This window comes from Acinetobacter sp. YH12208, assembly GCF_013418055.1.
GTDB classification, from domain to species: Bacteria; Pseudomonadota; Gammaproteobacteria; order Pseudomonadales; family Moraxellaceae; genus Acinetobacter; species Acinetobacter pseudolwoffii.
In genome coordinates this window covers 47,981-72,611 of sequence record NZ_VPCT01000007.1, presented here as the reverse complement: position 1 = coordinate 72,611, position 24,631 = coordinate 47,981, and the positions used below count along the sequence as shown (strand labels likewise).

The window sequence follows — 24,631 nt, the reverse complement described above, 5'->3', positions numbered from 1 at the left end:
TCTAATTTATTTGGGGGTGAAATGCAAAGGCTTTATCTTTGCTCGACAGTGACTTGATTAAAGTAACCGCTGTGGCGCAAAGTTTCAATAATTTCACGACATAACTGGTTGAATTGTGGCGGTTGTTCCAGTAGGTCGCTCATGCGAACCATTTCCAGTCCCGCATAACCACAAGGGTTGATGGTATTAAATCCGCTCAGGTCACAATCCAGATTTAAGGAAAGACCATGATAGCTACGGCCTTTACGAATTTTAAAACCCAGTGAACCAATTTTTCGTTCAGCCACATAGACCCCCGGTGCATCGGGTTTGGCATAAGCATCAATGCCGTATTTTTTCAGCAGATCGATCATCAGGTTTTCAGCATAGGACACCAGTGTACGCACATTCCAGCCCAGGCGATTCAGGTCAAACATGAAGTAAGCCACCAGCTGGCCCGGGCCGTGCCAGGTCACTTGACCACCACGATCGGTTTGAATTACCGGGATATTGCTCGGTATCAGAATATGTTCTGGCTTACCGGCCTGACCTTGAGTCAATACATCCTGATGTTGCAGAATCCACAGCTGATCCGGACTATATTCATCACGGTTTTCCGTAAATGTTTTCATTTCCAGAAAGCGATCTTCATAAGGAGTAAGGTCGTGATATTGACGAATGATCAGCTCGGGCTTTTGCAGCACATCAGTCACAGGGAGTGTCCTTGGTAATTATAAAAAACTGGTCATAATTATAATGATTTCGGCATGAAATAGGGGCGAGACCTACAAATATTTAAGCGCTAGCTCAGTCATTGTACAGGCATAAAAAACACGCCCGAAAGCGTGTCTTTTGTATTTTTGATTACAGTGCGGTTTTAATCAGCGGACAGGCGGCCAAATCTGCATATACTGCATGTACCTGCTCCAGTTCCAAAAAGCGCAGTTGTGCGGTAATGGAATGATATTTGCCAGTACGCGACGGTGTGATGGTCATCTCACTGCCATCAAATTCAGGAAAATGTTTTACAAAGATATCATTCACGGCCTGACGCAGTTCAATGCCAGCAAGGCCAATCAGTTTAATCGGATAATCCATAGGGAAAACCCAAAGATGTTCTTGAAGTTCACGAGATGGTGTACGGTCTAACATGGTAGTCCCCCTGATTTGAAACGCCTGCAATCATGCAGGCGTTTGGGTCTGTCTTGGCTACTTAAGTGGAGACTGATGATTAAATTTCAAGTCTCCAGAATAAGCATCAAATCTTAATCATTCTCGAGGAATGAACGTAAGTGTTCTGAACGTGATGGATGGCGAAGCTTGCGTAACGCTTTAGCTTCAATCTGACGAATACGTTCACGTGTCACATCAAACTGTTTGCCCACTTCTTCCAAGGTGTGGTCGGTCGGCATGTCGATACCAAAACGCATTTTCAGAACTTTGGCTTCACGTTCAGTCAGGTTTTCCAGAACTTCGCGTGTCGCTTCTTTCAGGCCTTCTGAAGTCGCAGCATCAATTGGTGACGTGATGTTGCTGTCTTCAATGAAGTCACCCAGATGCGAATCTTCATCATCACCGATCGGTGTTTCCATCGAAATCGGTTCTTTGGCGATTTTTAGCACTTTACGTACTTTGACTTCGTCCATTTCCAGACGTTCGCCCAACTCTTCAGGTGTCGGTTCACGCCCCATTTCTTGAAGAAGCTGACGCGATACACGATTGATCTTGTTGATGGTCTCGATCATGTGCACCGGAATACGAATGGTACGTGCCTGATCGGCGATTGAACGGGTGATCGCCTGACGAATCCACCAGGTTGCATAAGTCGAGAATTTATAACCACGACGATATTCAAACTTGTCCACCGCTTTCATCAAGCCAATGTTACCTTCTTGAATCAGATCCAGGAACTGCAAGCCACGGTTGGTGTATTTTTTCGCAATTGAAATCACCAGACGCAAGTTGGCTTCGACCATTTCTTTCTTGGCGCGACGTGCCTTAGCTTCACCAACGGCCATGCGTTTGGCAATGTCTTTAATGCCTTTAACATCAAGACCCAACTCTTTTTCAATATCGGCAATCTTTTGCTGGAAGGCCAATACATCGGGACGTACTTTTTCCAGATAGGCTTTCTGGTCTGCAGGTGTTTTCGCGATCTGTTCATCTAACCAGGCTGGATTCGATTCCTGTCCCGGGAAAGAAGTACGGAACTGGGTACGATCCATACGACCACGGCGCACGGCATAACGCATCACTTCACGTTCTGCACCACGGATCTGGTCATGCGTACCACGAATCATTTCTGAAATGATATCGAATAGACGCGGCGTGAATTTGAACATCATGAATACGGTCGCCAGTGCTTCCAGCGCAGCTTCAGATTCTTCACTGTCACGACCATGTTTTTCGATGGCTGTTTTGGTATTCAACCATGCATTTTCAAGTTCAGTGAAGCGCGCTTTGGCAATTTCAGGATCTGGACCAGAATCAGCTTCTGAATCATCTTCAGTTTCAGCTTCTTCCTCTTCATCATCGTCCAGTTTTACATCCTTGGTCGATTTTTTCGAGTCAGTCTTGTCTTCAGCGATCTCGACTTCTTCTTCGAGTACTTCAGGAATTTCTTCGTCTGATTCAGGATCTAAATAACCCGATAACAGGTCAGCAAGACGGCGTTCGCCCGCTTCATAATCTTTATATTCTTGGAGTACAACTTCTACCGCATTGGGCCAGTAAGCAATCGAGTGCAAAACATCACGAATACCTTCTTCGATGCGCTTTGCAATGCTAATTTCGCCTTCACGGGTTAAAAGCTCAACGGTACCCATTTCACGCATATACATACGCACAGGGTCAGTTGTACGACCTGGCTCATTTTCTACAGAGGCCAGTACGGCTGCAGCTTCTTCTTCTGCAACTTCATCGGCAGCTTCTGTAGTATCTTCGAACATCGTATCATCAGATTCAGGCGCGCGATCATGTACAGGAATACCCACGTCATTCAGCATCTGAATGATATCTTCAATCTGCTCGCTTTCTGTGATGGAGTCCGGCAGATGATCGTTAACCTCAGCGAAGGTTAAGTAACCTTGTTCTTTGCCTCGGCTAATCAGAGCCGCTACTTGTGAAGTAGGGGAAGTCATATCGCTCATCTTTTGCTTACTCTTCGTTGAATCTGTGACAGGAAAAACCGTACAACTTATGCACGATTTAAGCTCATTAAATTTAGTGAATAGCCTACGTATTTCATCAGAGTATTCAGCATTCAAGCTGTCTGATAAAATATTTAAAATGAAATTCAGTAATTTAAGATGGGGATGAATTTGTTATTTTCAAGTCCAACCCCGGCATCTGTGTATTTGACCAAAAAATGTGTAGTCAAAAAACATAAGGACGCAGGGTGGATTATATCATGTCACACAATGTCCTTAAAAAAAAGCCCTATTTACAACTTTAAAATACGAAAATTTAAATAAAACTTGACTTGTGGTTTTAGGCAAGATAAATAGCGCTAAAACCATTTACATTTTTCACTATGAGGAAGTTTTAGTGTCTTCTACAGATTTTGAACTAGATGATAGCTTCGGTGAGGATGATGTTAATTTCGATGAAGCTTCCAGCAAGCTGAGCGCTAAAGAGTCGTTGGAAAAACGTCGTCTGATTGATGACTTACTTTCACAACGTCGCTTGGAACGCGAACTCAAAGATTTTGACTATGACTTCGACGATGATGACGATTTTGATGACGAAGATTAACGAATTCGGATTTAGCATGGCCTGAATAAATGCTATGCTAAACCTTTCGGTTTTCTAAGTTTGGATGTTAGATGAGTGCTTTAGATTTAGACCTGTTGAGTGAATATCTAGATGGTGACCAAAATGAACATGGTCTAGATTTCGCAGCAACCCATGGTTTCTTATGTGCTATTGCAGTAGGCCCAAAATTCGACAAATGGTTAGACGAGCTTTTTGATAGCAATCAAAAGAAAGTGCCTGCAGAAATCAGCACTCAGGTACAAGCATGGTTAGAGTCTATCCGTCAAAGCTTAGCCAATGAAGAAGGGATTACATTCCCATTTGAAATTGAAGAAGCAGACACCGAATCAAGCTTGGGTGACTGGAGTGTGGGCTTTGTCGATGCCATGTTCCTGAACGAAGAAGCTTGGTTTACTGAAGAATTTGAAGAGCAACTGGTAGATTTAACTCTGCCAATCATGGTCTTCAGCGGCATTGATGATGAAGATCCGCAAATGGAAACTTTCCGTCGCAATGGCCAGTTAATGGACGAACTTGCAGAAGAAATTCCAGACAACTTAAATGAATTGTATCTGATGTATCACACTCCAGAATAATTCATAAAAAAAGCACCGCACGGTGCTTTTTTTAGCTTTGGACTTTTATCAAAGCATCGAAGGGATTTTATTTTCTTTCAATACCGACCCGTTTGCTCAGACTGTAGCGGGCATAGCCATTATAGGCAATATGAAAGATCAAACCATGTACCGCAATCACAGCGGCCATCAGAAATGAATTCGGGCCCCTTCCGGTATAAGCCATGTTGTTGAAGATGGCTTCAGTCTGTGGATGCATCCAGATCACAACAAATATAAAAATAAACCCAAATGTAATCGCAATGATGGTAGAACCCCATACCAGTTTGCTTTTCTCTTCCTTGCTGGGTAAACGTTGTTCTCTCTTCACAAAGTATCGGGCACTGAGAAAGGCCGACGCGATCAGGGCCGGGATCAGGAGAATCGCGCCCAGATTGAATACATAAATGAGTACGCCCACGAATAGAACCAAGCTAAGATAAACGGTGGTAAAATATTTAAGATAGTGCGACATCGTTTTAGCCTCCTTCATGCTGAGGTCTATTCAGGATGGACGATTTTTACGCTGCTGTCTACGGTAGATAACCCAGGCAATAATGACTATAACAATCGCAATAATCACATAACTGACTTTACTGAAAATTTGCTGCATCAACTCTTGGTTTTCACCAAAGTAAAATCCGACACAGGCCAAAAACGTGGTCCAGATGATGGTTCCGAGTGTGCTATAGAACATGAATTTCCAGAAGGGCATACGGCTCATGCCGGCAGGAATGCTGATCAGTGAGCGGACGGCAGGAACCATGCGGCCAAAAAACACAATCCGATGTCCATAATGTTCAAACCAGCTCAGTGATTTTTTCACATCATTGGATTTGATAAACAGATATTTGCCATAACGGTCGACAAACTTGAAAATGGAATCGTGATTGAATTTATAACCCACCCAGTACAGCAAGGCTGCTGCTAGTAATGAGCCAATGCAACCGGCCATGATCACCCCGGCCAGTATTAACTCACCCTGAGAGGCTGAATAGCCCGCAGAAGGCATAATGATTTCGGAAGGGATGGGTGGGAAGACATTATCCAGAAACATGAGCAGGGCAATACCCCAGTAGCCCAGTTGTTCCATGACGGAAATAATCCATTCAGTTAAATTCATAAGATGGTCAAAATAAAAAATACTGCCTGTATCCTAAGCAGTATTTTTTATGCGGTAAAGTCTTGGAATATAAATGAGCAGGCAGAATCAGCTATGTGTCAGCGTATAAATATAGACTTTGCGTAAGCCATAGGCCAAACAGACAGGTAAAACACTCAGCAGCATAAAATGAATGACACTGGTATTAAGATGATAACCAATAAACAGCGCTAAAATCGCGCCAATCACAGTTCCCAAGATGACCACAAACACATGTGACTGGCTCTCAAGCTCGTCATTAACCTGATGAAGTCGTTGTTGTTTTATATTCTCTTTGGGTTGAAACTGAACCAGATTATCTGGATCTCGAGCAAGTGAACTGGTCATGTTATATTCCTTTTCATTTTAAAATTTAAGTTAATAATGAAAGACTTGGCTTAAGATAGACTTTTCAATAGACTAGCAATCTTGCTTGGAAAAAAATAAGGTTCTTGGTAATGAATTGGTGAGAGTTTTATTACTGTTGTAATTTTTATGTAAATAAAAAACCCTCCGAAGAGGGTTTTTATATATTTTCTTACAAAGCGGCTGGCTTAGAGACGTTTACGTTTTGCTGCCAGAATTTGGGACTGACGCATACGGAAACCGTCTTTTTGTTTCTCTGTGGTCTTGTCAATGCAGTACACGCAAGAGACACCATGTTCATAACTTGGCAGCGCCACTTCTTCAGGAAGCAAAGGCCAGCCACAGGCATGGCATTTGGTGTTTTGACCTTCTTCGACACCGTGTGTTACTGCTGTACGGCCATCAAATACGAAGCATTCGCCTTCCCACATACTTTCTTCAGCCGGAGTTTCTTCCAGGTATTTTAAAATACCGCCTTTCAGGTGATACACCTCTGTAAAACCTTCTTGCAGAAGCAGAGAGGTTGATTTTTCACAGCGAATACCACCGGTACAGAACATGGCAATTTTCTTGTCTTTGTGCTGTTCCAGATTATTTTTCACATATTCAGGGAATTCACGGAAGCTTTCAGTTTTCGGGTCAATCGCGCCTTTGAACGTTCCTGCTTTGTATTCGTAATCGTTACGGGTATCAACCAGAATCACGTCATCACGCGCAATCAGTTCATTCCATTCCTGAGGATCAAGATAGTGACCGACCAGATCACGTGGTTTCACTTCTACCCCTAAAGTCACGATTTCTTTTTTTAATTTAATTTTCATTTTACGAAATGGCTTGTCAGAGCTGTCTGACTCTTTATATTCCATCTCAACAAAGCCTTCATTGAGAAGGAACTGGTGAATTTGATCAATCGATGCACGGTCACCTGCAACCGTACCGTTAATCCCTTCACCCGCTACAATGAGTGTTCCACAAAGGTTGATTGTTTTTACCAAGTCTAAAAGACGTTGTTGAAGATCGGCAGGATCTTGAACTTCTTTGAATTGATAAAGTGCGGCAACAACCCAACCTGAGGTCGCTTGCTGTTCTACAGGTGCAAGCTGTTCTACAGTAGCGTTCATGGAATACTCCAACGTAGCATGATAATTTAAAGGCGCATATTTTAGCGTGATTCGAGTGAATAAGCGAGTAAAACACTTGCCTTTTAACAGGCTTCAATTCATGGGGGAGAGCGTGTATAGTCATGCCCGACCCGGAATTTTGTAAAGTTTTATGCAGTGATGCAGGTACTGGAAGTTGCAGTATCTTTGGAGTGTGTTTTGAGTTCAGATCGTCGTATTGCGTCTTTAACCCCGTGTGCTGGGCGTTGCTCGACCGTATTTGGTGATGCGGTATGTCGTGGTTGCCGCCGTTTCAATCATGAGGTGATTCACTGGAACACTTATGGCGCTGATCAGCATCATGCCGTATGGCGGCGTCTGGATGCACAGCTGGATCAGATTTTAGTGCCGTTGTTGCCACATGCAGATATCGTCAAGGTTCAAGCCTTTGTGCTGTCAAAACGGGTACGTTTACGTGACGATGCCTCCAAAGGGCGTAAGCTGTATCATGCTTTAAAGCTCTGTGAAAAAAATCGGCATTTTACCGATGATAGTGGTTTGGGGATTCATTATAAGCAGGTACGTCCACTCTGGGATGAATTTGAGCGCCGGATTCTGGCTTTGGCCACTGCCAGTTATGATCTGGCTTTTCTGCGGGCGGATGGCATTAGTCAGCATCTGATTCATCTGCAGGAAGAGGAATAAGTCCTCTTTTTTTATGCAAAAAAATAACAACAGCTGAGGGAAGAGCATGAATATCAGTGAGTATCTCTTGTATTGTCTGGCTGTTGTGGTAATGATCGCCACGCCTGGTCCGGTGATGTTGCTGGTGGCCAGTTCCGGTCTAAAAGGCGGTTATGCTGCGGCTTTAAGAACTATTTTTGGCACCAATTTCGCTTCATTGATATTGATTGCTTTATCGATATTAAGCCTGAAAGGTTTGCTGGTCATTAATGAACAGTGGCTGTATGCCATCAAGTTGCTGGGTTGTCTGTATATTGGTTATCTGGGGCTGCAAATATTTCGGGAGGTGATTTTTCAGCAAGCAGAGTCAGCTCAAAAGAAGTTATCTCCGGTACGTGGCGGCTTTCAGCAGGGTTTTCTGGTCGGTATTTCCAATCCCAAAGATATTATTTTCTTTGCGGCTTTTTTCCCGCAGTTTATTGGTATTACATCTGATCTCGATTTGAGTCTCATAATCTTAACCTTGAGCTGGATCGTGCTGGATTTCCTGACCCTGTCGGTGGTGTATTTGGGTTTTAACCGTTTATCCCGTTCTCGGTTGTATCCGCATTTGCTGGCCTTGTGTGGTCTCATTCTGCTGATCATTGCTCTTTACGGCATTTATCAGATCCTGATTTAAAAAAGTACTGCACAGTTGTAAGGTTCCTGCCTGGCATATGCGCTAAAAATCATGCTAAGGTAAAATCAAATAAAAATTGAACAGATCAGCATGTCTAAAACAGTAACCAAGCCCGATCATCCATTCTCACCGCTGTTATTTATTCAACCTGCTGTTATTCAGATTCTTCAAATCATTGGACTCGCGCTGATCGCTGTCAGTATCGTGTATCTGCTGGCAGCAAACTGGTGGATGCTGCCGAAATTTGTCCAGTTGTTTATGCCGCAAGTTTTATTGCTGGGTTCGGCATTGCTGAGTGTGCATTTTGCTGCGCGAGAAAAGTTAAGACAAAGTCTGGATACTGTATCGGGTTTAATGCTGGGCTTAAGTCTGGCGGTGATTGGGCAGATCTATCAGACTGGCGCGGACAGTTATCAACTATTTTTGCTTTGGGCATTGTTACTTTTGCCTTGGCTGTATCGACCGAATATTGGTGTGTTTGCATTATTTTGCGTGGTCAGCCAGCTGGCGCTTTATTTTTATTTTAAACAAAGCTTTTGGTTGGTGCGTGCTGAAACTGCCTATCTGCTCAGTCTTAATCTGTTGACCGGACTGAGTCTGATCTATGCATTACGCTATTATCCGGTTTTACGCTATCTGTTGATTGCCGTGGTGGTACTCATTTCGGTATTCAGCATGTTTCGATTTATCGACTCGAATTCGATCTGGTATTTGGCTTCGGTACTGGTCTTAGCACTGTTATTTAGTGCTTATTTCTATACTCGGCAGCAACAGCTGGAAACCAGTTTGCTGGTTGCAGGGCTGGCACTGAGTTTTAGCATTCTGATTTTTGATCTCACAGACCAATATTTGCAAAATTCAGCTGCAGGCTTATTGGTGCTGGCTTTGCTCATCTTTGGCTGGTTTGCGGCGATTAGTGCGCTGCTGATAAAGCTGTTACCCCAGAGCCGGTTTTCGGTCATTCCACTGGCGCTGGGCGCATGGATTGCTGGTGTGATACTGGCCATGCTGTTGCTGACCTATTGGGAAAGTTTATCCATCCTGATGGGGCTAATCTTTATCGGGATTGCCTGGTGGCTGATTCATAGCAAGCCTTCAGTTTTTCTGCGGCAACTGGCTTATTGTTTGTGGGTTTGCGGTCAGGCTGCTGTCCTGATTCATACCGAATTGTTGACAGATAGTTTATTGCTGATCTGGCTGATACAAATCGGTATTACGTTGCTAAGTATCATGAATCGCATGCATTGGCTGGTGCTGCTATTACAGTTATTACTGGCTCATGCGTTGGGAATTGCAGTTTTAATCGAGCAGCACCCATTTTCTCATGACCATCGCCTGATCACATGGATCATGCTGTTGAATTACAGTGTGCTGACCGTGGCTTTACTCACTGCAAGACACTGGCTTGCTTCAGCTTATGCCAAAAGTGTGAATCTGTGGATGATCAGTATTTTGGCAGCAACGGCTATTTTTCAATGTCTGTTGCAATTTGGCGTAGCGCAGCAACTGCATCCGCGCGGTATAGATGAAGCAATTGTTTTCTATATTTTACCCGCAGTATGGCTGCTGAGTTTTATCGGAATACATCTGAAGCAATTTTCGCTGACACCACTCTGGCTGATTCCTGCCGCAGGCATTTTACTGATTGCACTGGGCTATTTTGAAATTTTCATCATTCTGGTACTTATGGCCTGGGCGATGGTCAATCAACAGCGACTGATGCAGGCCTTATTGGTTCTGTTACTGATCTTCTGGTTATGGTTGCTGTATTACAATCTGGGACTCAGCTTTTTATTTAAGAGTGTCAGTATCTTTGCTTCAGGTCTGCTGGTTTTGCTTCTGGCTTATGTGTTGAGCTCACCGAAATTTCAGTCGAAAACAGGAGTAGCCCCATGAAAAAGTTCTGGGTGCTACACCTGAGTATTTTTAGTATTGCCTTATTTGTGGGCTTAATTATCCAGCATGAATGGCATTTAAGAAATAGTCAGAGTATTTTTGTTAAGTTGGCGCCCGTCGATCCGCGTTCGATTTTGCAGGGCGATTATATGGCGCTGAACTATCAGTTGCATTTTGCTGGTCTGGATGCTGATGAAACTGCCCTGAATCAAACAGGTTCAGATATCACTATTCAGGATTTTAAAGATCGGTCTCAGATCGTGAGCTATGTACGCTTGGATGCACAACGACGAGTGATACGAAGCAGTTTTGATCCGCGTCTGTTACAAGTTCATCCGGCATCTTCCGCAAAACTGCTGTTAAAGAATCCACGCAATAGTTTTGAAGCTTTATATCCGGCGGCCAATAGTTTTTTATTCGCCGAAGGCCTAGAGCCGTGTTATCGCAATGCCAAATTTGCCGAACTTAAGCTTAAGGAAAATGGAAAGGCTTTACTGGTTAATCTTGTTGACTCCCATTTAAAGCCCCTAAATTGTGAAAGTTCTAAAAGCTGGCGGCAGGGCAGTTAATTATATTTAGTCATTCTGGCCATAAAAAAGCCCGCGAGGTGCGAGCTTTGGGAATCTGGTCGCATCGACTTAAGCGACTTGTACCGGAATACAGTTGGCAGTATGGCTGACGGTATTGTTTGGATTTGCATAGACCAAGCGTGGCTGATGTGCATTTGCTTCAGCTTCAGTGAAATCACCAAAAGTTGCAATAATGATGATATCGCCTACATCGGCTTGATGTGCAGCGCCACCATTGACTGAAATGATGCCTGAATTATCTTCGCCACGAATGGCATAAGTTGCAAAACGTTTACCATTGGTCACGTTCCACACATGAATTTCTTCGTATTCGCGAATGCCAGCTAAATCCATCAAAACGCCATCAATTGCACATGAACCTTCATAGTGTAATTCTGCATGTGTAACGTGAGCGCGGTGAATTTTGCATTTTAATAAACGAGATAGCATGGCTAGCGTCCCCTGAGTTGAACTAAGACTTTGATCATCATATGGTTGAATCAATTTCTACGACACTGGATAAGTGGGTAGGCTTGCGCATTTTGCGCTTAAATGATCTTTCTGACAAGCGGAATTGTCCAGCGATTTTTGAATGATCAGTTAGGCTTATAGGCATTAATTTGATTCATGGCTTGCTGTACTTCTGCATTCACCAGCATTTTGGTACGTGCGAGCGCATGTGAAATTGCATCATCCATTAACTTTTGTTCGCTGCTGGGCGCTTTACTGAGCACATGACCAGAAACACGGTCTTTGGCACCAGGATGGCCGATTCCAATACGCAGGCGATGGAAGTTTGAACCAATATGCGGCACGATATCGCGTAGACCATTATGACCACCGTGACCACCACCCGTTTTCAGGCGAATGACACCAGGATTCATATCCAGTTCATCATGGGCAATCAGGATCGATTCAGGTGCGATATTGTAGAATTTGGCGAAAGGAACAACACTTTTACCGGAAAGGTTCATAAAGGTTGTAGGTAGAAGAAGACGAACGTCTTGACCTTCGATATTACCACGACCACTAAATCCATTGAATTTCGGGTCTTTCTTGAGGGTAATGCCATATTGCTCTGCAAGGCGTTCTACGAACCAGGCCCCTGCATTATGGCGGGTTTGGGCATACTCAGAACCTGGGTTGCCCAAACCAACAATCAGTGAAATATTTGACACTAATTACACCATTAACACTTATGCGCGTTTAAAGTCAGCGTGCATAGGCGTGTTTTTAGCTGGGTGACGTTGTAAGGCTTGGATTTTCACGCTTTCAACTTTACCGTCTACATCAATTTCGATAACTTCTTCAAAGAAAGAGTTGTTTTCTAAGAATTTAACAAGCTGACGAAGCTCAAGAGTAACAGCTACAGGAGCAGCTTCGCCACCGTAGATGATTGCAGGAACTTTAGCTTGAAGACGAAGGCGGCGGCTCGAACCTTTCCCTTGAACTGCTTCTTCACGTGCTGCTGCGTTTAATACGAAGTTTGCCATGATAGACATCCTATTTAAGTTAAATGAACCAGACTTGCGACCAGTCTAGTGAGTAAAAGCCCTACCAAATGGCAGGGCTTTGAAAATTCAGCGCTCTATTATAGATAAGAATCGAACATTGCGCTAATAGATTCTTCGTTGTTAATGCGACGAATCGTTTCGGCAACCATGCTGGCTACGGAAACCTGGCGAATCTTGCCCAGTGCTAAAGCTTCATCTGAAAGTGGAATGGTGTCACAAACCACCAACTCATCAATCACAGAATGTCTTAAGTTTTCTAACGCTTTACCAGAAAGTACTGGATGCGTTGCATAAGCAACAACCTTGCGAGCACCGAAAGTTTTCAATGCATCAGCTGCTTTGCATAAAGTGCCTGCAGTATCTACCATGTCATCGACGATGACACAATCACGATCTTTCACATCGCCAATCAAATGCATCACTTGTGATTCATTCGCTTTTTGACGACGCTTATCGATGATTGCAAGATCGATATCACCCATTTGTTTCGCAACAGCACGTGCACGAACCACACCACCGACGTCAGGTGAAACCACCATCAGGTTGTGATGTGACTGCTGACGTAAGTCAGCAAGTAGCGCTGGTGTACCGTAGATGTTGTCTACAGGGATATCGAAGAAACCTTGGATCTGGTCAGCATGAAGATCAATCATCACAACGCGGTCAATACCTACAGTCGTCAGCATGTCTGCAACGACTTTAGCAGTAATTGGCACACGGCTTGAACGTGGACGACGGTCTTGACGAGCATAACCAAAGTAAGGAATCACGGCAGTAATACGACCTGCACTTGCACGACGCAAAGCGTCAGCCATGACTAAGATTTCCATCAGGTTATCGTTAGTAGGAGCACAAGTAGGTTGCACGACGAATACGTCTTTACCACGAACGTTTTCAGTAATCTCGACAGCGATTTCACCATCAGAGAACTGACCTACAGAGGCAGCGCCTAGAGGAATATGTAAGTGACTTACGACTTTTTGAGCGAATTGTGGATGCGCAGATCCACTAAAAACGACAAGATTGGGCATGAAGCACCCTTGGCGGTTGGGATATATGGGAATAGATGGCAGGGGTAGCTGGATTCGAACCAACGGATGCCGAGATCAAAACCCGGTGCCTTACCACTTGGCGATACCCCTAATGCGGCAGAACTTTAATATTTTTACGGTAAAGTGTCAAGGTAAATTAACAGTCTTACAGCAAATGAGTGTTCTGTCTTTTTTCGAGAAAATGGCAGGGGTAGCTGGATTCGAACCAACGGATGCCGAGATCAAAACCCGGTGCCTTACCACTTGGCGATACCCCTAAATTTGATGAACTGTAAGATGGCAGGGGTAGCTGGATTCGAACCAACGGATGCCGAGATCAAAACCCGGTGCCTTACCACTTGGCGATACCCCTAATACAGTACATCTACAGGTGAAAATGGCAGGGGTAGCTGGATTCGAACCAACGGATGCCGAGATCAAAACCCGGTGCCTTACCACTTGGCGATACCCCTATCTACACTTTAAACTGAACTAAAGGTGATTCTTGTAAACTGTTGACCAGGTAAGCTTTACATGGTGCATTTGCAAGAATATCTTCGATATTCAGATTTTCAGTGACTTCAATAAACACACAAGCACCTGTACCTGTAAGTTTTGCAATACCGAACTGGTCGAGATATTGCATCGCTTCATCGACTTCAGGATATAAGGATCGAGCCAGTGGCTCAAAGTTATTTCCAAAATCAGATGGCGTTTGCTGATAGGCGCAAAATTTAGTGCTCTTCGTGTCTCTTGTCAATGCTTTTTGCGAAAAAAGCAGTTGAGTGCTGATAAAACAGTCAGGTTTTAACACAATGAATTGTTTTTGATCTAAGTCTATGAATGTTAAGTGTTCGCCAATGCCTTCAGCCCAAGCATTTCGACCATGTACAAATATCGGTACATCTGCACCCAGCTTGACTCCGAGATCTGCCAGTTGCTCGATATTTAAACCGCACTGCCAGAGCTGGTTCAGCACAATCAGGGTGGTGGCTGCATTAGACGAGCCGCCCCCGAGTCCAGCACCCATCGGGATATTTTTTTCCAGACGAATCTTTAGTCCGGATAGTGTTTGAGCATAGGGCTTCAACAGTTGTACCGCACGATAGATTAAATTCTGTTCTAGGTCGACGGAGGCCAGCCCTTCAATCTGGATGTGTTGATTATCTGTTTGTTCAAACTCCAGCCAGTCATACAGATCAATCAGCTGAAAAATGCTTTGCAGCTCGTGATAGCCATTTTCACGGCGACCGGTAATATGTAAAAACAAATTCAGTTTAGCAGGCGAGGGAACACGAATCATCATGGGCTAACATCAGGTCAATTAACGGTTTTCAATGATCATTGTAATACGGTTTTCCGCGCCATTTTCAAGTGACTGCTTTAAAATCAAGCGGTTTGGCATTTTGGCCTGCGCATTGTAATTGAGATCGACCGTCCAGCCCTGTTCAATAATCTGGCTAATCCGCTGTGTATCATCTTTTTGCAATTTGGCAGTCGTTGTCGCAGGGCGGGCCTGTACCCAGTCCACTAAATAGCTGATCGGTGCTTGCCAGCCTGTGGCGCGTTGCAGTAATTCTTCGGCACTTGCCGCCTGAATCACACCTGTTTTAGCACTGTTTAATGTGACTTGGCCGGGCGTGCCGGAAATCTGGGTTTTGCCCACACCTAAAATACCACTCAGCTCAATATCAAATTCTTCTTGCTGTTGTACCCAGGTAAAGAATGCACTGCCGGTCTGTTGCGGTGTGCGCACACCAATTTTACCTTGCAGCTGGAATTGATTATCTGCCTGTACAGAAGGTGTCACTGGCGTTTGCGGATTGATCATCTGCTGACAGCCAGTTAAGAATAAAGCAGTTGCTGCAAAGGCACAGCAGCCCAATTGGCTTAAATTGCGCATAAAAGAATTAACTCGTTTGGTTTTGTGGTGCTAACAATAGCGAATTAAGTTGTTTTAATTCGGGGTCATTTGGATGGTTTTGTTGTAATTGTTGTAACACTTGATGGAAGTGTTGTATATCACCATTCATGTACAACGAACGCGCATAACGTACACCAATCTTCACGCTTGGATTGAGTTGATATGCTTTGTATAAGACATCTGCAGCCGTGGCAAAGTCATTCTGTAAATAACAGATATAACCATAAGTATCCAGAATGGAAGCCTGTTCCGGTGCATATTCCAGTGCCTGTTCGACATAGCGGCGCGCTTCTTCCAGACGCCGGTTCTGCATTGCCAGGGTATAGGCATAGGCATTCAGATAGGTCGGACTATTCGGTTCAATCTTGAGTAAATTTGCCAGCAATTCATCCAGCTTGTTGCGATCCTGATGTGGATCTAGCAATAGCACTTGCGCATAAACCAGTTCCGGATCATCCGGCAGGTTTTTGCTGGCTTCTTCTAGCAGGCGGATCGCGGCTTTTTTATTCTGCATACGCGTTAAAATATCTGCCTGGGCCAGATATAAAAAGCTGGCATGTTGCGGATAATTCACCCGTTCCTGAGTCAAGAAACGCAGCGCATCATGCAGCTTATCCTGCTGGGCAAAAATCGAGATCATGTTACGACGCGAGACGGTGTACAGACTGCCATCGACCAGACGATAATAGGCTTTGGCGGTTTCATAATGCTGTTTGCGTTCAGCATTCACTGCCAGATAATAATAGGCTTCATTTTGATACTGCGCAGAATAACGCAGTTCGACCAGATGTTTTTCGGCCTTCTCGTATTCTTCCAGATCAATACTGGTCAGTCCGGCAATGAACAGGGCTTCTTCAGCCGTTGGCCATTTTTTTAGAATGTCTTGCAGTTTTTTCAGCGCCAAAGTCGCTTCGTTCAGCTTGACCAGATATTTGACTTCGGCCAGACGCACATCCAGATTATTGCGGTGTTTACGGCTGGATTTTTCATACCATTGCAGGGTTTCTTCTGGATCGCCAAGAGCATTCAGCAGATTGGCTTTCATCAGGATATAACCAGTCGCATTCGGACGTTTTTTTAGAGCACGGTTAATGGTATTTAAAGCCTGTTCCAGCTGACCATTTTGTGCTTCCAGACCGGCCACCAGCACCAGAATAGACGGATTGTCTCTGGCTTTGGTGGTGCTTAAAGCCTGAATCAGATAGCTGCGGTCTTCTGTGCCTTCAGGTGAAATCCCAGCGAGAATTTCTTCCAGATCGGCACTGTCATCAATTTGCAGGATTTTCTCTAAGGTCTCTGCCGCCAGCTCATACTCATGCGCTTTCAGGGCAATATGGGATAAATAAAATAAAGCGGGGACATCCTGCGGCTCCTGTACCACCCAGTGGGTCGAGATATCGAGGGCTGCCTGTAAATCATCATGTTCCAATGCAACATTCAGTGCACGCTGCTTGACCGTGGTGGAATTGCTCTTGATTGCCAGAACCGTATAGTTGTGCAAAGCAGTCGGAATGTCATGTGCGGCAATGGCAAACTCGGCCATCATACTTTGTTTTATGGCATCATAATTTTGATTTGCATGGTAAACTGCTTCCGCTGCATAAAGATGAGCAGTTGAAGCCATGCTACCCACCAATAGGAATGTGGTAGAATATTGCTTAATTGTAGGGCCGTTGATACGGCTGATTGTTTGACGCAATTTTTCTTGATCCAAGTAATGCTTTTTATGACACCGATATTGCACAATAGCATAAATTTATTGAAATGATGACCTGATATGTCTTTCTTTGCATTGGGTGTCAACCATCAAACTGCCTCTGTAGAACTGCGGGAACAAGTTGCGTTTAACCCTGAAAAGTTAAGTGCCATTCTTGCCGAGCAAAGCCAACACCCTGAATTAAACGACATGGTGGTGGTGTCTACATGTAACCGAACCGAAGTTTACGCGATGTCTGACAATGTCGACATGGTGCTGAACTGGCTCGCCCAAAAAAATGGGGTGGATGTCAAACAACTGCAAAATCATGTCTATCGTTATGAAAATGCCCAAGCCGTGACGCACTTGATGCGTGTCGCCAGTGGTCTGGATTCACTGATGCTGGGTGAACCGCAGATTCTGGGACAAGTCAAAAATGCACTTTCTCTTGCCAAAGACTCCCAGACGGTGTCACGCAGTTTAAACCGAATTTTTGAATATGCCTTTTATGCGGCCAAACGGGTTCGTTCCGAGACTGCTGTCGGCAGCCATGCGGTATCGATGGGCTATGCGGTTGCACAGTTGGCCCTACAGGTATTTAGTCATCCAGACAAGCTCACCATTATGGTGGTAGCAGCCGGGGAGATGAACAGTCTGGTCGCCAAGCATCTCGCAGAAATGGGTGTGGGCAAGATTATTATCTGTAACCGTACCCGAGAACGTGCAGACATTCTGGCGCAGGAAATTGCGCATCGGGTAGAAGTAGAAATTATTGACTTTGACCAGCTGGCAGACAATCTGCATCGCGCCGATGTGATTTCCAGTTGTACCGGCAGTCTGCATCAGGTGATTCATTTTGCAGATATCAAAGCGGCACTGAAAAAACGCCGTTACCAGCAAATGTTGTTAGTCGATCTGGCCGTGCCACGTGATATCGATCCTAAAGTTGAAAAACTTGATGGGGTATATCTGTATGGCGTCGATGATCTGCAAAGCGTGATTGAGGAAAATCTGGCGCATCGTCGTCAGGCTGCGGTTGAAGCCGAAGTTATGGTGAATCAGCTCGCAACAGAACTGATGACCCAGCAAAAGGTCAAGCAGGCCGGGGCCACCATTCATGCTTATCGTGACCATGGTGAAGAGTTGCGGCAGGAAGAACTGGCATTGGCGCTGCAACGTATTGCCAAGGGTGAAAAAGCAGAAATGGTTATGGCTGAGTTTTCGCACCGCCTGACACAGAAACTCTTACATCCGACTTCTATTGTGCTGCGTGAGGCGGCCAAGGCGGAAGATCCAAGCTGTTTTGAAATGATGCGCGATACCTTGCAAGAGGTAGTTGATACACGCCGCAAGACCAAACATTAGCGAGCTCTTTAACAATAGCTATTTTGAAGAAAGGCGTTTAGAGATAAACGCCTTATTTTTATTTGAAGCGATTTAAAACTGTTAATCGTCCAATAAGGTCATGGAGCGTTTTTTATCAATTTCGTAAATCTGCATTTTCAGATTCTTCATTTCTGCAATGCTGCTAAATTTTTTCGATTTTATCTTGTTTTTCAGACACTGATATTGCAGCTTGGTCGAGAAGTCTGCCGCCAGTTTGTCGGCCTGTTCAGGCGAAGAGGTATAATCACTCACATTGGCATGTTGTAGAATATGCTGTAATTCATGATGATGTACTGCACAGGCACCCAAAACATAATAGATCGACAGTTCAGGATCATCCGGCAGGTCATCAAAAATCACATTCAGAATATTCAGGATTTTAAACAGCAGCTGATCTTCCGCCACCAGCGCACGCAAGGGTTCAAAATGAATATACAAATAGGGATGATTCATCAAAATTGCAATCACATATTCTTCAGCATCAATTTTGGTGCTAAAACTTAAGGATGCATCGGTATTGACCTTGGGTTGCCATTTACGGTTAAAGCCCAGTTTCTCGCGGAAAAATTGCTGCAGCAAATAGCGGAATGAGCCATGTTTAGGCAATAATTCGGTCAGGTTTTTCAGTTCACCCATGACCTGACTTTTACCTTCAGGGGTGGTGATGTCCTGATTTTGGGTCAGATGGGCAAACACGAAGTCCGACATCAGCGGCGCCTGATCCAGCAAGCGTCTAAAGTTTTCGATGCCTTCACGGCGGATCAAGGAGTCCGGGTCATGGTCAGCAGGCAAAACAAAGAATTTCAGCTCACGGCCATCACTGAGTAATGGCAGGGCAATGTCCAGCGTTCGGCGTGCGGCTTTTTGACCGGCAGCATCGCCATCAAAGGCAATGGTAATCCGGTTGTTCTGCTTAAACAGAATGTTCAGATGGTCGGTATTACTGGCAGTTCCCAGTGTCGCGACTGCGCCATGAATGCCGTATTGCTGCAATGCAATCACATCCATATAGCCTTCGACCATCAGCCATTCCTGGGCTTTCTGCTTTCTGCCTTCATACAGCCCATAAAGCAACTGGTTCTTATGGAAAACTTCAGAGTCTGGCGAATTGATGTATTTGGGCTTGATCTCGTCATTGAGCGCACGGCCACCAAAGCCGACCACACGACCCTTGGTATCACGAATCGGGAAAATCACCCGTTCACGTAGCAGGTCAAAATCACGGCCACTGTCGCTGGTACGAATCAGCCCCAGTAGTTTCAGGCCTTCAATATCCTGAGGAAAGGCTTTTTCCAGATGTTGCCAGTCTTCAGGTGCATAACCTAAGCGCCAATAGGCAATGGTTTCTGCAGTCAGGCCACGTTGCTTGAAATATTGCTGTGCACTGGAACTGTTGGGTAACTGGCGTTCATAAAACTGCGCGATATTTTCCAGCAGGTCGTATAAGTTGCCGTCTTGCTGAACTTCGGCCATTGGCATGTGTTCAAAAGCAGCAAAAGGGTCGCCGTAGAAATCCTGTTCGGAGGCCTGAAACTCTGCAAATGGATCAAAAGAAGCATCCGACACAGAATATTCTTGTGCTGGGCGTTGCGGAGCTTGCGTATTCTCAACTTTGGTCGCAGCGACTATTTTCGGTTTGGCTGATTCCCGTTTGTATTTTAATTTATTGGAGTCAGTATTGTCTTTTGGCAGTTCAATGCCGGTCTGACTGGACAGGTCTTTCATCACTTCGACGAAATTACGGCTACCAATGTCCATTAAAAAACGGATGGCGTTGCCATTGGCCTGACAGCCAAAACAGTGAAAATATTGTTTGTCACGATAGACGTGAAAAGAGGGCGATTTTTCCTGATGGAAAGGACAGCAGCCCGAATAGGTACGGCCAGTTTTTTTCAGTTTCACGAATTGACCAATCACATCGACAATATCGGTGCGATCGAGAATCTGATCAATCGTATGTTGAGGAATTGCCATAATCTGCTGAGCTTCTCGTGCTGCGTATCTAAGGTTTAAGTGATTGAATCAATAGGATTGAACTGATTCAGGTCAATTCTTTTTAACTTCCTTTGTATACCTTTTGCACGATTTGTTCAAGCCTGGCCGGGACAAAGCAAAAGGGCAAGTATGATACCTTGCCCTTAAAGAAAATGCACCTGTGACAGTCGGCTTATTCGGCAGTCGGTTCAGGTTGCTCTGCTTCGGTATTTTTAGGACGATCCAGCAAACCAAATGAAATGCGGTTGGTGATGCTGCGCTTTTCAGTTTCTGGCGTATCCGATTGTGCATTGTTGTCGGTTACAGTCTTGGCTTCTTTACCAAAAATACCCAGTGTGGCACGGTTAAAGAAACTGCTTTCGCTACGTGCTGCACGCAAGTTGACCGTACCATCAGATTTCACCAGATTTGGATAATTCAGCTTTAACACATCAACATATTGCTGAGAGGTTGCTTTATCACCCAGTTGATCATAGCCATAGGCAATCGTTGCCAGTGCTTCTGGAATCTGAGGGGTTTGTGGATAATGTTCCACCACCCATTGTGCACGTTCAACCGCAGCCAGATAGGCTTTACGTTTTAAATTAAAGCGTGCCGCATTCATTTCATGCTCAGCCAGTTCCTGACCGATAAACTGCATACGCTGTGCGGCATCGACTGCATAGGTACTCGACGGATAGCGGCGAATGAAATCAACAAAATTCTGGTAAGCTACTTTCAGGTAGCTGACATCACGATGCGATTGTTTCAGTGAGGTATAACGCAGCAGGCCGTTATAGTTCTGTTCCATATTGGCGACACCGCGTACATAGTAAGCATAATCGACATTTGGATGTTGCGGGTTCAGACGGATAAAACGCTCTGCCAGTGCAACCGCACCTTCATAATCTTTTTGCTGGAATTTTACATACAACAGTTCAAGCTGCGCCTGAGGGGCATACTGACTGGTCGGGAAATAAGTTTCCAGCGCCTCTAACTGTTTTGCTGCATCGGTATATTGATTACGATCTAGCGCTTTCTGTGCTTTTTGAATATAAACCTGTTCGCTAGATTCCGGACCTTTATCCACGACTTCTTTTTTTGGATTACTGCTACAGCCTACCATTGCCGATGCAATGCCTAATGTCACAGCAAGCATTGTCATTTTATAATGTGGTAGCGACATAAAAATTCCTCTGTTAATACGGGCAATGAGCTACAATTGCACTATTAAACCACTTTTGTCTGAATGAGCAAATGAGTCAAGCACAATCTTCCAATTCTAATATCCCTGATACTGATTTCAATTTACTTGAAGATTCTGAGGATGCAGATAACCATACTTCAGAAGCAACTGCAACACGTTTATCGTTGCAATTTCAACTGGATGAAACTTATATCGGACAACGGATCGACCAGATTGCCGCGATGGTCTGGAGTGATTTTTCTCGAGAAAAATTAAAGCAATGGATTAAAGATGGCAATTTATTGGTGAATGGTCAACCGGTTAAGCCGAAATTTAAAAGTGATGGTTTTGAAACCCTGACTTTAAATGTTGAGCTTGAAGCGCAAACACGCAGCCTGCCAGAAGACATTCCACTGGACATCATCTATGAAGATGATGACATTATCGTCATTAACAAAGCTGTCGGCATGGTTGTGCATCCGGGCGCAGGCAATACATCGGGTACTTTGGTGAATGCTTTGTTACATCATTATCCAAAATCGGCTGAACTGGCACGTGCCGGTCTGGTACACCGTATTGATAAAGACACCAGTGGTCTGTTGGTCGTAGCGAAAAATCTGGAAGCACAGTTCTCTCTTAGCAAACAGCTTGAGAAAAAATCAGTGTATCGTCTGTATGATCTGGTGGTGTATGGCAATATTATTGCCGGTGGTACGATTGATGAGCCAATCAAACGTCATCCGGTCGATCGTGTCAAAATGACCGTGCTTCCGGGTGGTAAAGATGCGGTCACCCATTATAACGTCAAAGAGCGTTTCCAGCATTTCACCCGTGTTCAAGCCCGTCTGGAAACCGGTCGTACCCACCAGATTCGTGTGCATTTTAGCTATATTGGCTTTGGTCTGATTGGTGATCAGGTGTATATGCCGCGTGTACGTATGCCGGCAGGTGCATCACAATTATTAGATGATACTTTACGTGGCTTTAAACGTCAGGCCTTGCATGCAGCAAAACTTGGTCTGACCCATCCGCGTAGCAAAGAAGAAATGACCTTTGAAGCGCCGTGGCCGGAAGATTTTGCCAATCTGATTGAAGTGCTGCGCACCGAAAACAAAGCCTATTAATTTTTTTATTTAGCTCGCGTCAAAGCAAGGAATCGAGATGCAATTTGTACCAGGACTTCCACAAGGTGTGTATGTGGGTCAGACCCGCGTTCATCATGCGAAAGTACAGCCATCCACGCAGCCTGAGCTTGCAGGTTTTAATCTGGCCTTGCATGTGCAGGATGATGCGCAGCGGGTACAACAGCATCGTATGGCTTTATTGCAAGATTTCGCTGCCTTTGGCGTAGATAAAATTACCTGGATGACACAGACCCATAGCACCATCTGTCATAGCATTAATGAACAGATAACTTTTCAGGCATTGGTCGGCGATGGTCTGGTGACGCAGCGCAAAGCGCATGCTTTGATGATGATGACCGCAGACTGTTTGCCGGTGGTGTTAGGTAATGCCGATGGTACGGAAGTTGCCAATTTGCATGCCGGTTGGCGTGGTCTGGCCGGTGGTATTGTCGAAAATACCATTGCGGCCATGCAGACTCCGCCGACCTGGGCCTGGCTTGGTGCGGCGATCAGTCAGCCCTGTTTTGAAATTGGCACAGAGGTAAAAGTGGCTTTTTGCAGTAAATATCCTGAACTGGATAGTGCATTTCAGGCCGGGGAACAGCCAGGTAAATATTATGCCGACCTGTATGCGATTGCGCGCTATATCTTGCAGCAACATGGGATACATACCGTATTGGGCGGGGATCAGTGTTCTTATCGTCAAGCAGATGAATATTTTTCTTATCGCCGTGAGCCTAAAACGGGTCGTATGGCGACATTCGTGTTTATGGCATGAAAATGTTAAACTTAACTGAATTTTTTGGCTTTTGAGCATTATGTCCCTATCTTCCAAATCTGTTGCGATTGTTTATCACAGTCCTTATGGACACACGGCTAAAGTGGCAAATTTTATTGCCGATGGTGCACGGGAAACCGGTGTTCAGGTGCATATGATGAATGTCGAACATATTGATTGGGATGTGCTAGATGCCGCAGATGCGATTGTCTTTGGCTGTCCGACCTATATGGGGAGCCTGACCTCTGCCATGAAGCTGTTTATGGAGCAGTCTTCCAAGCGCTGGCTGGCGCGTAGCTGGCAGGGCAAACTGGCAGCAGCTTTTACCAATGGTGGCGGACTTAGTGGCGACAAACTGGCAGTGTTGCAGCAAATCAACCTGTTTGCGATGCAGCATGGTATGTTGTGGAGCGGTTTGCCCTTGATGCCGACAGGTCGTGCCGTGACTGATCTGAATCGTATGTCGAGCTTTTTGGGGTTGATGACCCAGTCGGACAATGCACCGGTAGAAGTCACCCCACCTGAAGGGGATTTAAAAACCGCGCTCTGGTTTGGCGAATATATTGCTTTGACACTGGCGCGCTTAAATCATCCAGCTTAGTCAGTGATAAAAAAACCTCCACATGCTGGAGGTTTTTATATTCAAGTATTGATCCATTATTTATGGAAAATTCGCGCTTTATCACGTTGCCAGTCACGGTCTTTTTCAGTGGCACGTTTGTCATGGAGCTGCTTACCTTTGACCAGTGCAATTTCCAGCTTGGCATGTGGGCCTTTCCAGTAACAGGCCAGTGGCACGCAGGAATAACCTTTCTGGTTAATCGCGCCCATCAGCTTTTCAATTTCACGGCGATTCAACAACAGTTTTCGGGTACGGGTCGCTTCAGGCACCACGTGTGTTGAAGCACTCAGCAAAGGCTGAACTTGCGCACCAAACAGGAAAGCTTCACCATTTTTAAAGGTAATATAGCTTTCTACAATGGTCATACGACCGGCACGCATTGATTTGACTTCCCAGCCCTTTAATGACAGCCCCGCTTCAAATTTCTCTTCAATAAAATAATCGTGGCGGGCACGTTTATTCAGTGCAATGGTACCGCCATTATTTTTTTTTACTACAATAGATGCTTTCGCCATAATCTGATACTTCCAAACGTGCTGCTATTGTACCGCAACTAGAAATAAGGTGAAGTTTTTTAAATTAATGAGGATTATTCACCAAAAAAACAAGTTTTTG

Annotated in this window: 27 protein-coding genes and 4 tRNA genes; 10 read left to right on the top strand and 21 right to left on the bottom strand. The window is 44.8% G+C overall.

The genetic code is table 11. The features are described from left to right. Positions 1–32: 32 nt before the first annotated feature. From lipB to rpoD, 3 genes are all read right to left on the bottom strand, one after another. Positions 33–692, bottom strand: coding sequence for a lipoyl(octanoyl) transferase LipB (gene lipB, locus FTU95_RS08695; protein WP_005097758.1), 660 nt, complete (start codon positions 690–692; stop codon positions 33–35). A 151-nt stretch (positions 693–843) separates the two neighbouring features. Then, entirely contained in the window at positions 844–1,131 is a 288-nt protein-coding gene (locus FTU95_RS08690) for a YbeD family protein (protein ID WP_005169807.1), read from the bottom strand. A 113-nt stretch (positions 1,132–1,244) separates the two neighbouring features. Next, complete coding sequence (gene rpoD / locus FTU95_RS08685; RefSeq protein WP_225554192.1) at positions 1,245–3,179, bottom strand: RNA polymerase sigma factor RpoD; 1,935 nt, start codon at positions 3,177–3,179, stop codon at positions 1,245–1,247. A gap of 346 nt (positions 3,180–3,525) precedes the next feature. Between rpoD and FTU95_RS08680 the strand changes: the two genes are divergently transcribed. Continuing rightward, positions 3,526–3,732 (top strand): PA3496 family putative envelope integrity protein, encoded by a 207-nt coding sequence (locus FTU95_RS08680; protein ID WP_005169810.1) that lies wholly within the window; start codon positions 3,526–3,528, stop codon positions 3,730–3,732. Positions 3,733–3,803: 71 nt separating this feature from the next. Continuing rightward, on the top strand, positions 3,804–4,328 hold the full coding sequence (locus tag FTU95_RS08675) for a YecA family protein (protein WP_180078188.1): 525 nt from the start codon (positions 3,804–3,806) through the stop codon (positions 4,326–4,328). 67 nt (positions 4,329–4,395) lie between these two features. Here the strand turns inward: FTU95_RS08675 and FTU95_RS08670 are convergent, their stop codons facing one another. The 4 genes from FTU95_RS08670 to FTU95_RS08655 form a co-directional block, all read right to left on the bottom strand. Next, positions 4,396–4,821 carry an ABZJ_00895 family protein gene (locus tag FTU95_RS08670; RefSeq protein ID WP_180078186.1) on the bottom strand — a complete coding sequence of 142 codons (426 nt, stop codon included), beginning with the start codon at positions 4,819–4,821 and terminating at the stop codon, positions 4,396–4,398. 30 nt (positions 4,822–4,851) lie between these two features. Continuing rightward, complete coding sequence (locus FTU95_RS08665; protein ID WP_100355549.1) at positions 4,852–5,469, bottom strand: DedA family protein; 618 nt, start codon at positions 5,467–5,469, stop codon at positions 4,852–4,854. A gap of 87 nt (positions 5,470–5,556) precedes the next feature. Beyond that, positions 5,557–5,835, bottom strand: a complete 279-nt coding sequence (locus FTU95_RS08660) for a hypothetical protein (protein ID WP_005097750.1) — start codon at positions 5,833–5,835, stop codon at positions 5,557–5,559. 206 nt (positions 5,836–6,041) lie between these two features. Then, the gene (locus FTU95_RS08655) at positions 6,042–6,974 is read right to left on the bottom strand and encodes a rhodanese-related sulfurtransferase (protein WP_005097749.1); all 933 of its coding nucleotides are present in this window, start codon (positions 6,972–6,974) and stop codon (positions 6,042–6,044) included. A gap of 198 nt (positions 6,975–7,172) precedes the next feature. Between FTU95_RS08655 and FTU95_RS08650 the strand changes: the two genes are divergently transcribed. From FTU95_RS08650 to FTU95_RS08635, 4 genes are all read left to right on the top strand, one after another. After that, entirely contained in the window at positions 7,173–7,658 is a 486-nt protein-coding gene (locus FTU95_RS08650; RefSeq protein WP_035337988.1) for a DUF1289 domain-containing protein, read from the top strand. Positions 7,659–7,704: 46 nt separating this feature from the next. After that, a complete protein-coding gene (locus FTU95_RS08645; RefSeq protein WP_180071803.1) occupies positions 7,705–8,316 on the top strand; it encodes a LysE family translocator in 612 nt (203 codons plus the stop codon). A 90-nt stretch (positions 8,317–8,406) separates the two neighbouring features. Next, a complete protein-coding gene (locus FTU95_RS08640; RefSeq protein ID WP_180078184.1) occupies positions 8,407–10,212 on the top strand; it encodes a DUF2157 domain-containing protein in 1,806 nt (601 codons plus the stop codon). Further along, positions 10,209–10,781, top strand: coding sequence for a GDYXXLXY domain-containing protein (locus FTU95_RS08635; RefSeq protein WP_005097744.1), 573 nt, complete (start codon positions 10,209–10,211; stop codon positions 10,779–10,781). Before FTU95_RS08640 ends, FTU95_RS08635 begins: the two co-directional genes overlap by 4 nt. Before the next feature lie 69 nt (positions 10,782–10,850). On the opposite strand, the gene panD is transcribed toward FTU95_RS08635, so the two are convergent. The 11 genes from panD to FTU95_RS08580 all read right to left on the bottom strand — a co-directional run bounded on the left by panD (position 10,851) and on the right by FTU95_RS08580 (position 16,949). Beyond that, a complete protein-coding gene (gene panD, locus FTU95_RS08630; protein WP_005097743.1) occupies positions 10,851–11,231 on the bottom strand; it encodes an aspartate 1-decarboxylase in 381 nt (126 codons plus the stop codon). A gap of 146 nt (positions 11,232–11,377) precedes the next feature. Further along, a complete protein-coding gene (pth, locus tag FTU95_RS08625) occupies positions 11,378–11,959 on the bottom strand; it encodes an aminoacyl-tRNA hydrolase (protein ID WP_074383404.1) in 582 nt (193 codons plus the stop codon). An 18-nt stretch (positions 11,960–11,977) separates the two neighbouring features. Next, the gene (gene rplY, locus FTU95_RS08620; RefSeq protein ID WP_005097741.1) at positions 11,978–12,274 is read right to left on the bottom strand and encodes a 50S ribosomal protein L25; all 297 of its coding nucleotides are present in this window, start codon (positions 12,272–12,274) and stop codon (positions 11,978–11,980) included. Positions 12,275–12,372: 98 nt separating this feature from the next. Then, positions 12,373–13,326, bottom strand: a complete 954-nt coding sequence (locus FTU95_RS08615; protein WP_005097740.1) for a ribose-phosphate pyrophosphokinase — start codon at positions 13,324–13,326, stop codon at positions 12,373–12,375. A 36-nt stretch (positions 13,327–13,362) separates the two neighbouring features. Next, positions 13,363–13,437: transfer RNA gene (locus FTU95_RS08610), tRNA-Gln, on the bottom strand. Between the two features lie 92 nt (positions 13,438–13,529). Further along, positions 13,530–13,604 (bottom strand) — tRNA-Gln (locus FTU95_RS08605). Positions 13,605–13,624: 20 nt separating this feature from the next. Next, positions 13,625–13,699 (bottom strand) — tRNA-Gln (locus FTU95_RS08600). A gap of 25 nt (positions 13,700–13,724) precedes the next feature. Then, positions 13,725–13,799: transfer RNA gene (locus FTU95_RS08595), tRNA-Gln, on the bottom strand. A 2-nt stretch (positions 13,800–13,801) separates the two neighbouring features. Beyond that, positions 13,802–14,629 carry a 4-(cytidine 5'-diphospho)-2-C-methyl-D-erythritol kinase gene (gene ispE, locus FTU95_RS08590; RefSeq protein WP_100358238.1) on the bottom strand — a complete coding sequence of 276 codons (828 nt, stop codon included), beginning with the start codon at positions 14,627–14,629 and terminating at the stop codon, positions 13,802–13,804. Between the two features lie 21 nt (positions 14,630–14,650). After that, positions 14,651–15,229, bottom strand: coding sequence for a lipoprotein insertase outer membrane protein LolB (lolB, locus tag FTU95_RS08585; RefSeq protein WP_005097737.1), 579 nt, complete (start codon positions 15,227–15,229; stop codon positions 14,651–14,653). A gap of 7 nt (positions 15,230–15,236) precedes the next feature. Further along, complete coding sequence (locus tag FTU95_RS08580) at positions 15,237–16,949, bottom strand: tetratricopeptide repeat protein (RefSeq protein WP_180078181.1); 1,713 nt, start codon at positions 16,947–16,949, stop codon at positions 15,237–15,239. Positions 16,950–17,027: 78 nt separating this feature from the next. Here FTU95_RS08580 and hemA point away from each other — a divergent pair, with 78 nt between their 5' ends. Beyond that, positions 17,028–18,311, top strand: a complete 1,284-nt coding sequence (hemA, locus tag FTU95_RS08575; RefSeq protein ID WP_005097735.1) for a glutamyl-tRNA reductase — start codon at positions 17,028–17,030, stop codon at positions 18,309–18,311. A gap of 81 nt (positions 18,312–18,392) precedes the next feature. Here hemA and FTU95_RS08570 read toward each other — a convergent pair whose 3' ends face one another. Both FTU95_RS08570 and FTU95_RS08565 read right to left on the bottom strand, forming a co-directional pair. Beyond that, positions 18,393–20,306, bottom strand: a complete 1,914-nt coding sequence (locus FTU95_RS08570) for a DNA primase (protein WP_180078179.1) — start codon at positions 20,304–20,306, stop codon at positions 18,393–18,395. A gap of 193 nt (positions 20,307–20,499) precedes the next feature. After that, positions 20,500–21,492 (bottom strand): outer membrane protein assembly factor BamD, encoded by a 993-nt coding sequence (locus tag FTU95_RS08565; protein WP_180078177.1) that lies wholly within the window; start codon positions 21,490–21,492, stop codon positions 20,500–20,502. A gap of 71 nt (positions 21,493–21,563) precedes the next feature. Between FTU95_RS08565 and rluD the strand changes: the two genes are divergently transcribed. From rluD to FTU95_RS08550, 3 genes are read left to right on the top strand one after another with little or no spacing between them, the layout of a single operon-like run. Beyond that, the gene (rluD, locus tag FTU95_RS08560) at positions 21,564–22,616 is read left to right on the top strand and encodes a 23S rRNA pseudouridine(1911/1915/1917) synthase RluD (RefSeq protein ID WP_005097732.1); all 1,053 of its coding nucleotides are present in this window, start codon (positions 21,564–21,566) and stop codon (positions 22,614–22,616) included. A 37-nt stretch (positions 22,617–22,653) separates the two neighbouring features. After that, complete coding sequence (gene pgeF / locus FTU95_RS08555; protein WP_180078175.1) at positions 22,654–23,394, top strand: peptidoglycan editing factor PgeF; 741 nt, start codon at positions 22,654–22,656, stop codon at positions 23,392–23,394. A gap of 40 nt (positions 23,395–23,434) precedes the next feature. Continuing rightward, positions 23,435–23,995: a flavodoxin family protein gene (locus FTU95_RS08550; RefSeq protein ID WP_005097730.1), complete on the top strand. Its 561-nt coding sequence runs from the start codon at positions 23,435–23,437 to the stop codon at positions 23,993–23,995. A 56-nt stretch (positions 23,996–24,051) separates the two neighbouring features. Here the strand turns inward: FTU95_RS08550 and smpB are convergent, their stop codons facing one another. Further along, complete coding sequence (smpB, locus tag FTU95_RS08545) at positions 24,052–24,531, bottom strand: SsrA-binding protein SmpB (protein ID WP_004280586.1); 480 nt, start codon at positions 24,529–24,531, stop codon at positions 24,052–24,054. Positions 24,532–24,631: the final 100 nt, after the last annotated feature.

Bases quoted from the DNA above. Each gene is read 5' to 3' on its own strand.
- FTU95_RS08570 (WP_180078179.1), bottom strand. From the start codon at position 20,306: ATGGCAATTCCTCAACATACGATTGATCAGATTCTCGATCGCACCGAT.
- FTU95_RS08670 (WP_180078186.1), bottom strand. From the start codon at position 4,821: ATGTCGCACTATCTTAAATATTTTACCACCGTTTATCTTAGCTTGGTT.
- FTU95_RS08690 (WP_005169807.1), bottom strand. From the start codon at position 1,131: ATGTTAGACCGTACACCATCTCGTGAACTTCAAGAACATCTTTGGGTT.
- FTU95_RS08565 (WP_180078177.1), bottom strand. From the start codon at position 21,492: ATGTCGCTACCACATTATAAAATGACAATGCTTGCTGTGACATTAGGC.
- rluD (WP_005097732.1), top strand. From the start codon at position 21,564: ATGAGTCAAGCACAATCTTCCAATTCTAATATCCCTGATACTGATTTC.
- FTU95_RS08660 (WP_005097750.1), bottom strand. From the start codon at position 5,835: ATGACCAGTTCACTTGCTCGAGATCCAGATAATCTGGTTCAGTTTCAA.
- FTU95_RS08675 (WP_180078188.1), top strand. From the start codon at position 3,804: ATGAGTGCTTTAGATTTAGACCTGTTGAGTGAATATCTAGATGGTGAC.
- FTU95_RS08635 (WP_005097744.1), top strand. From the start codon at position 10,209: ATGAAAAAGTTCTGGGTGCTACACCTGAGTATTTTTAGTATTGCCTTA.
- pgeF (WP_180078175.1), top strand. From the start codon at position 22,654: ATGCAATTTGTACCAGGACTTCCACAAGGTGTGTATGTGGGTCAGACC.
- FTU95_RS08655 (WP_005097749.1), bottom strand. From the start codon at position 6,974: ATGAACGCTACTGTAGAACAGCTTGCACCTGTAGAACAGCAAGCGACC.
- FTU95_RS08665 (WP_100355549.1), bottom strand. From the start codon at position 5,469: ATGAATTTAACTGAATGGATTATTTCCGTCATGGAACAACTGGGCTAC.
- FTU95_RS08640 (WP_180078184.1), top strand. From the start codon at position 8,407: ATGTCTAAAACAGTAACCAAGCCCGATCATCCATTCTCACCGCTGTTA.
- FTU95_RS08645 (WP_180071803.1), top strand. From the start codon at position 7,705: ATGAATATCAGTGAGTATCTCTTGTATTGTCTGGCTGTTGTGGTAATG.
- ispE (WP_100358238.1), bottom strand. From the start codon at position 14,629: ATGATTCGTGTTCCCTCGCCTGCTAAACTGAATTTGTTTTTACATATT.
- smpB (WP_004280586.1), bottom strand. From the start codon at position 24,531: ATGGCGAAAGCATCTATTGTAGTAAAAAAAAATAATGGCGGTACCATT.
- FTU95_RS08550 (WP_005097730.1), top strand. From the start codon at position 23,435: ATGTCCCTATCTTCCAAATCTGTTGCGATTGTTTATCACAGTCCTTAT.
- rplY (WP_005097741.1), bottom strand. From the start codon at position 12,274: ATGGCAAACTTCGTATTAAACGCAGCAGCACGTGAAGAAGCAGTTCAA.
- panD (WP_005097743.1), bottom strand. From the start codon at position 11,231: ATGCTATCTCGTTTATTAAAATGCAAAATTCACCGCGCTCACGTTACA.
- FTU95_RS08615 (WP_005097740.1), bottom strand. From the start codon at position 13,326: ATGCCCAATCTTGTCGTTTTTAGTGGATCTGCGCATCCACAATTCGCT.
- lolB (WP_005097737.1), bottom strand. From the start codon at position 15,229: ATGCGCAATTTAAGCCAATTGGGCTGCTGTGCCTTTGCAGCAACTGCT.
- hemA (WP_005097735.1), top strand. From the start codon at position 17,028: ATGTCTTTCTTTGCATTGGGTGTCAACCATCAAACTGCCTCTGTAGAA.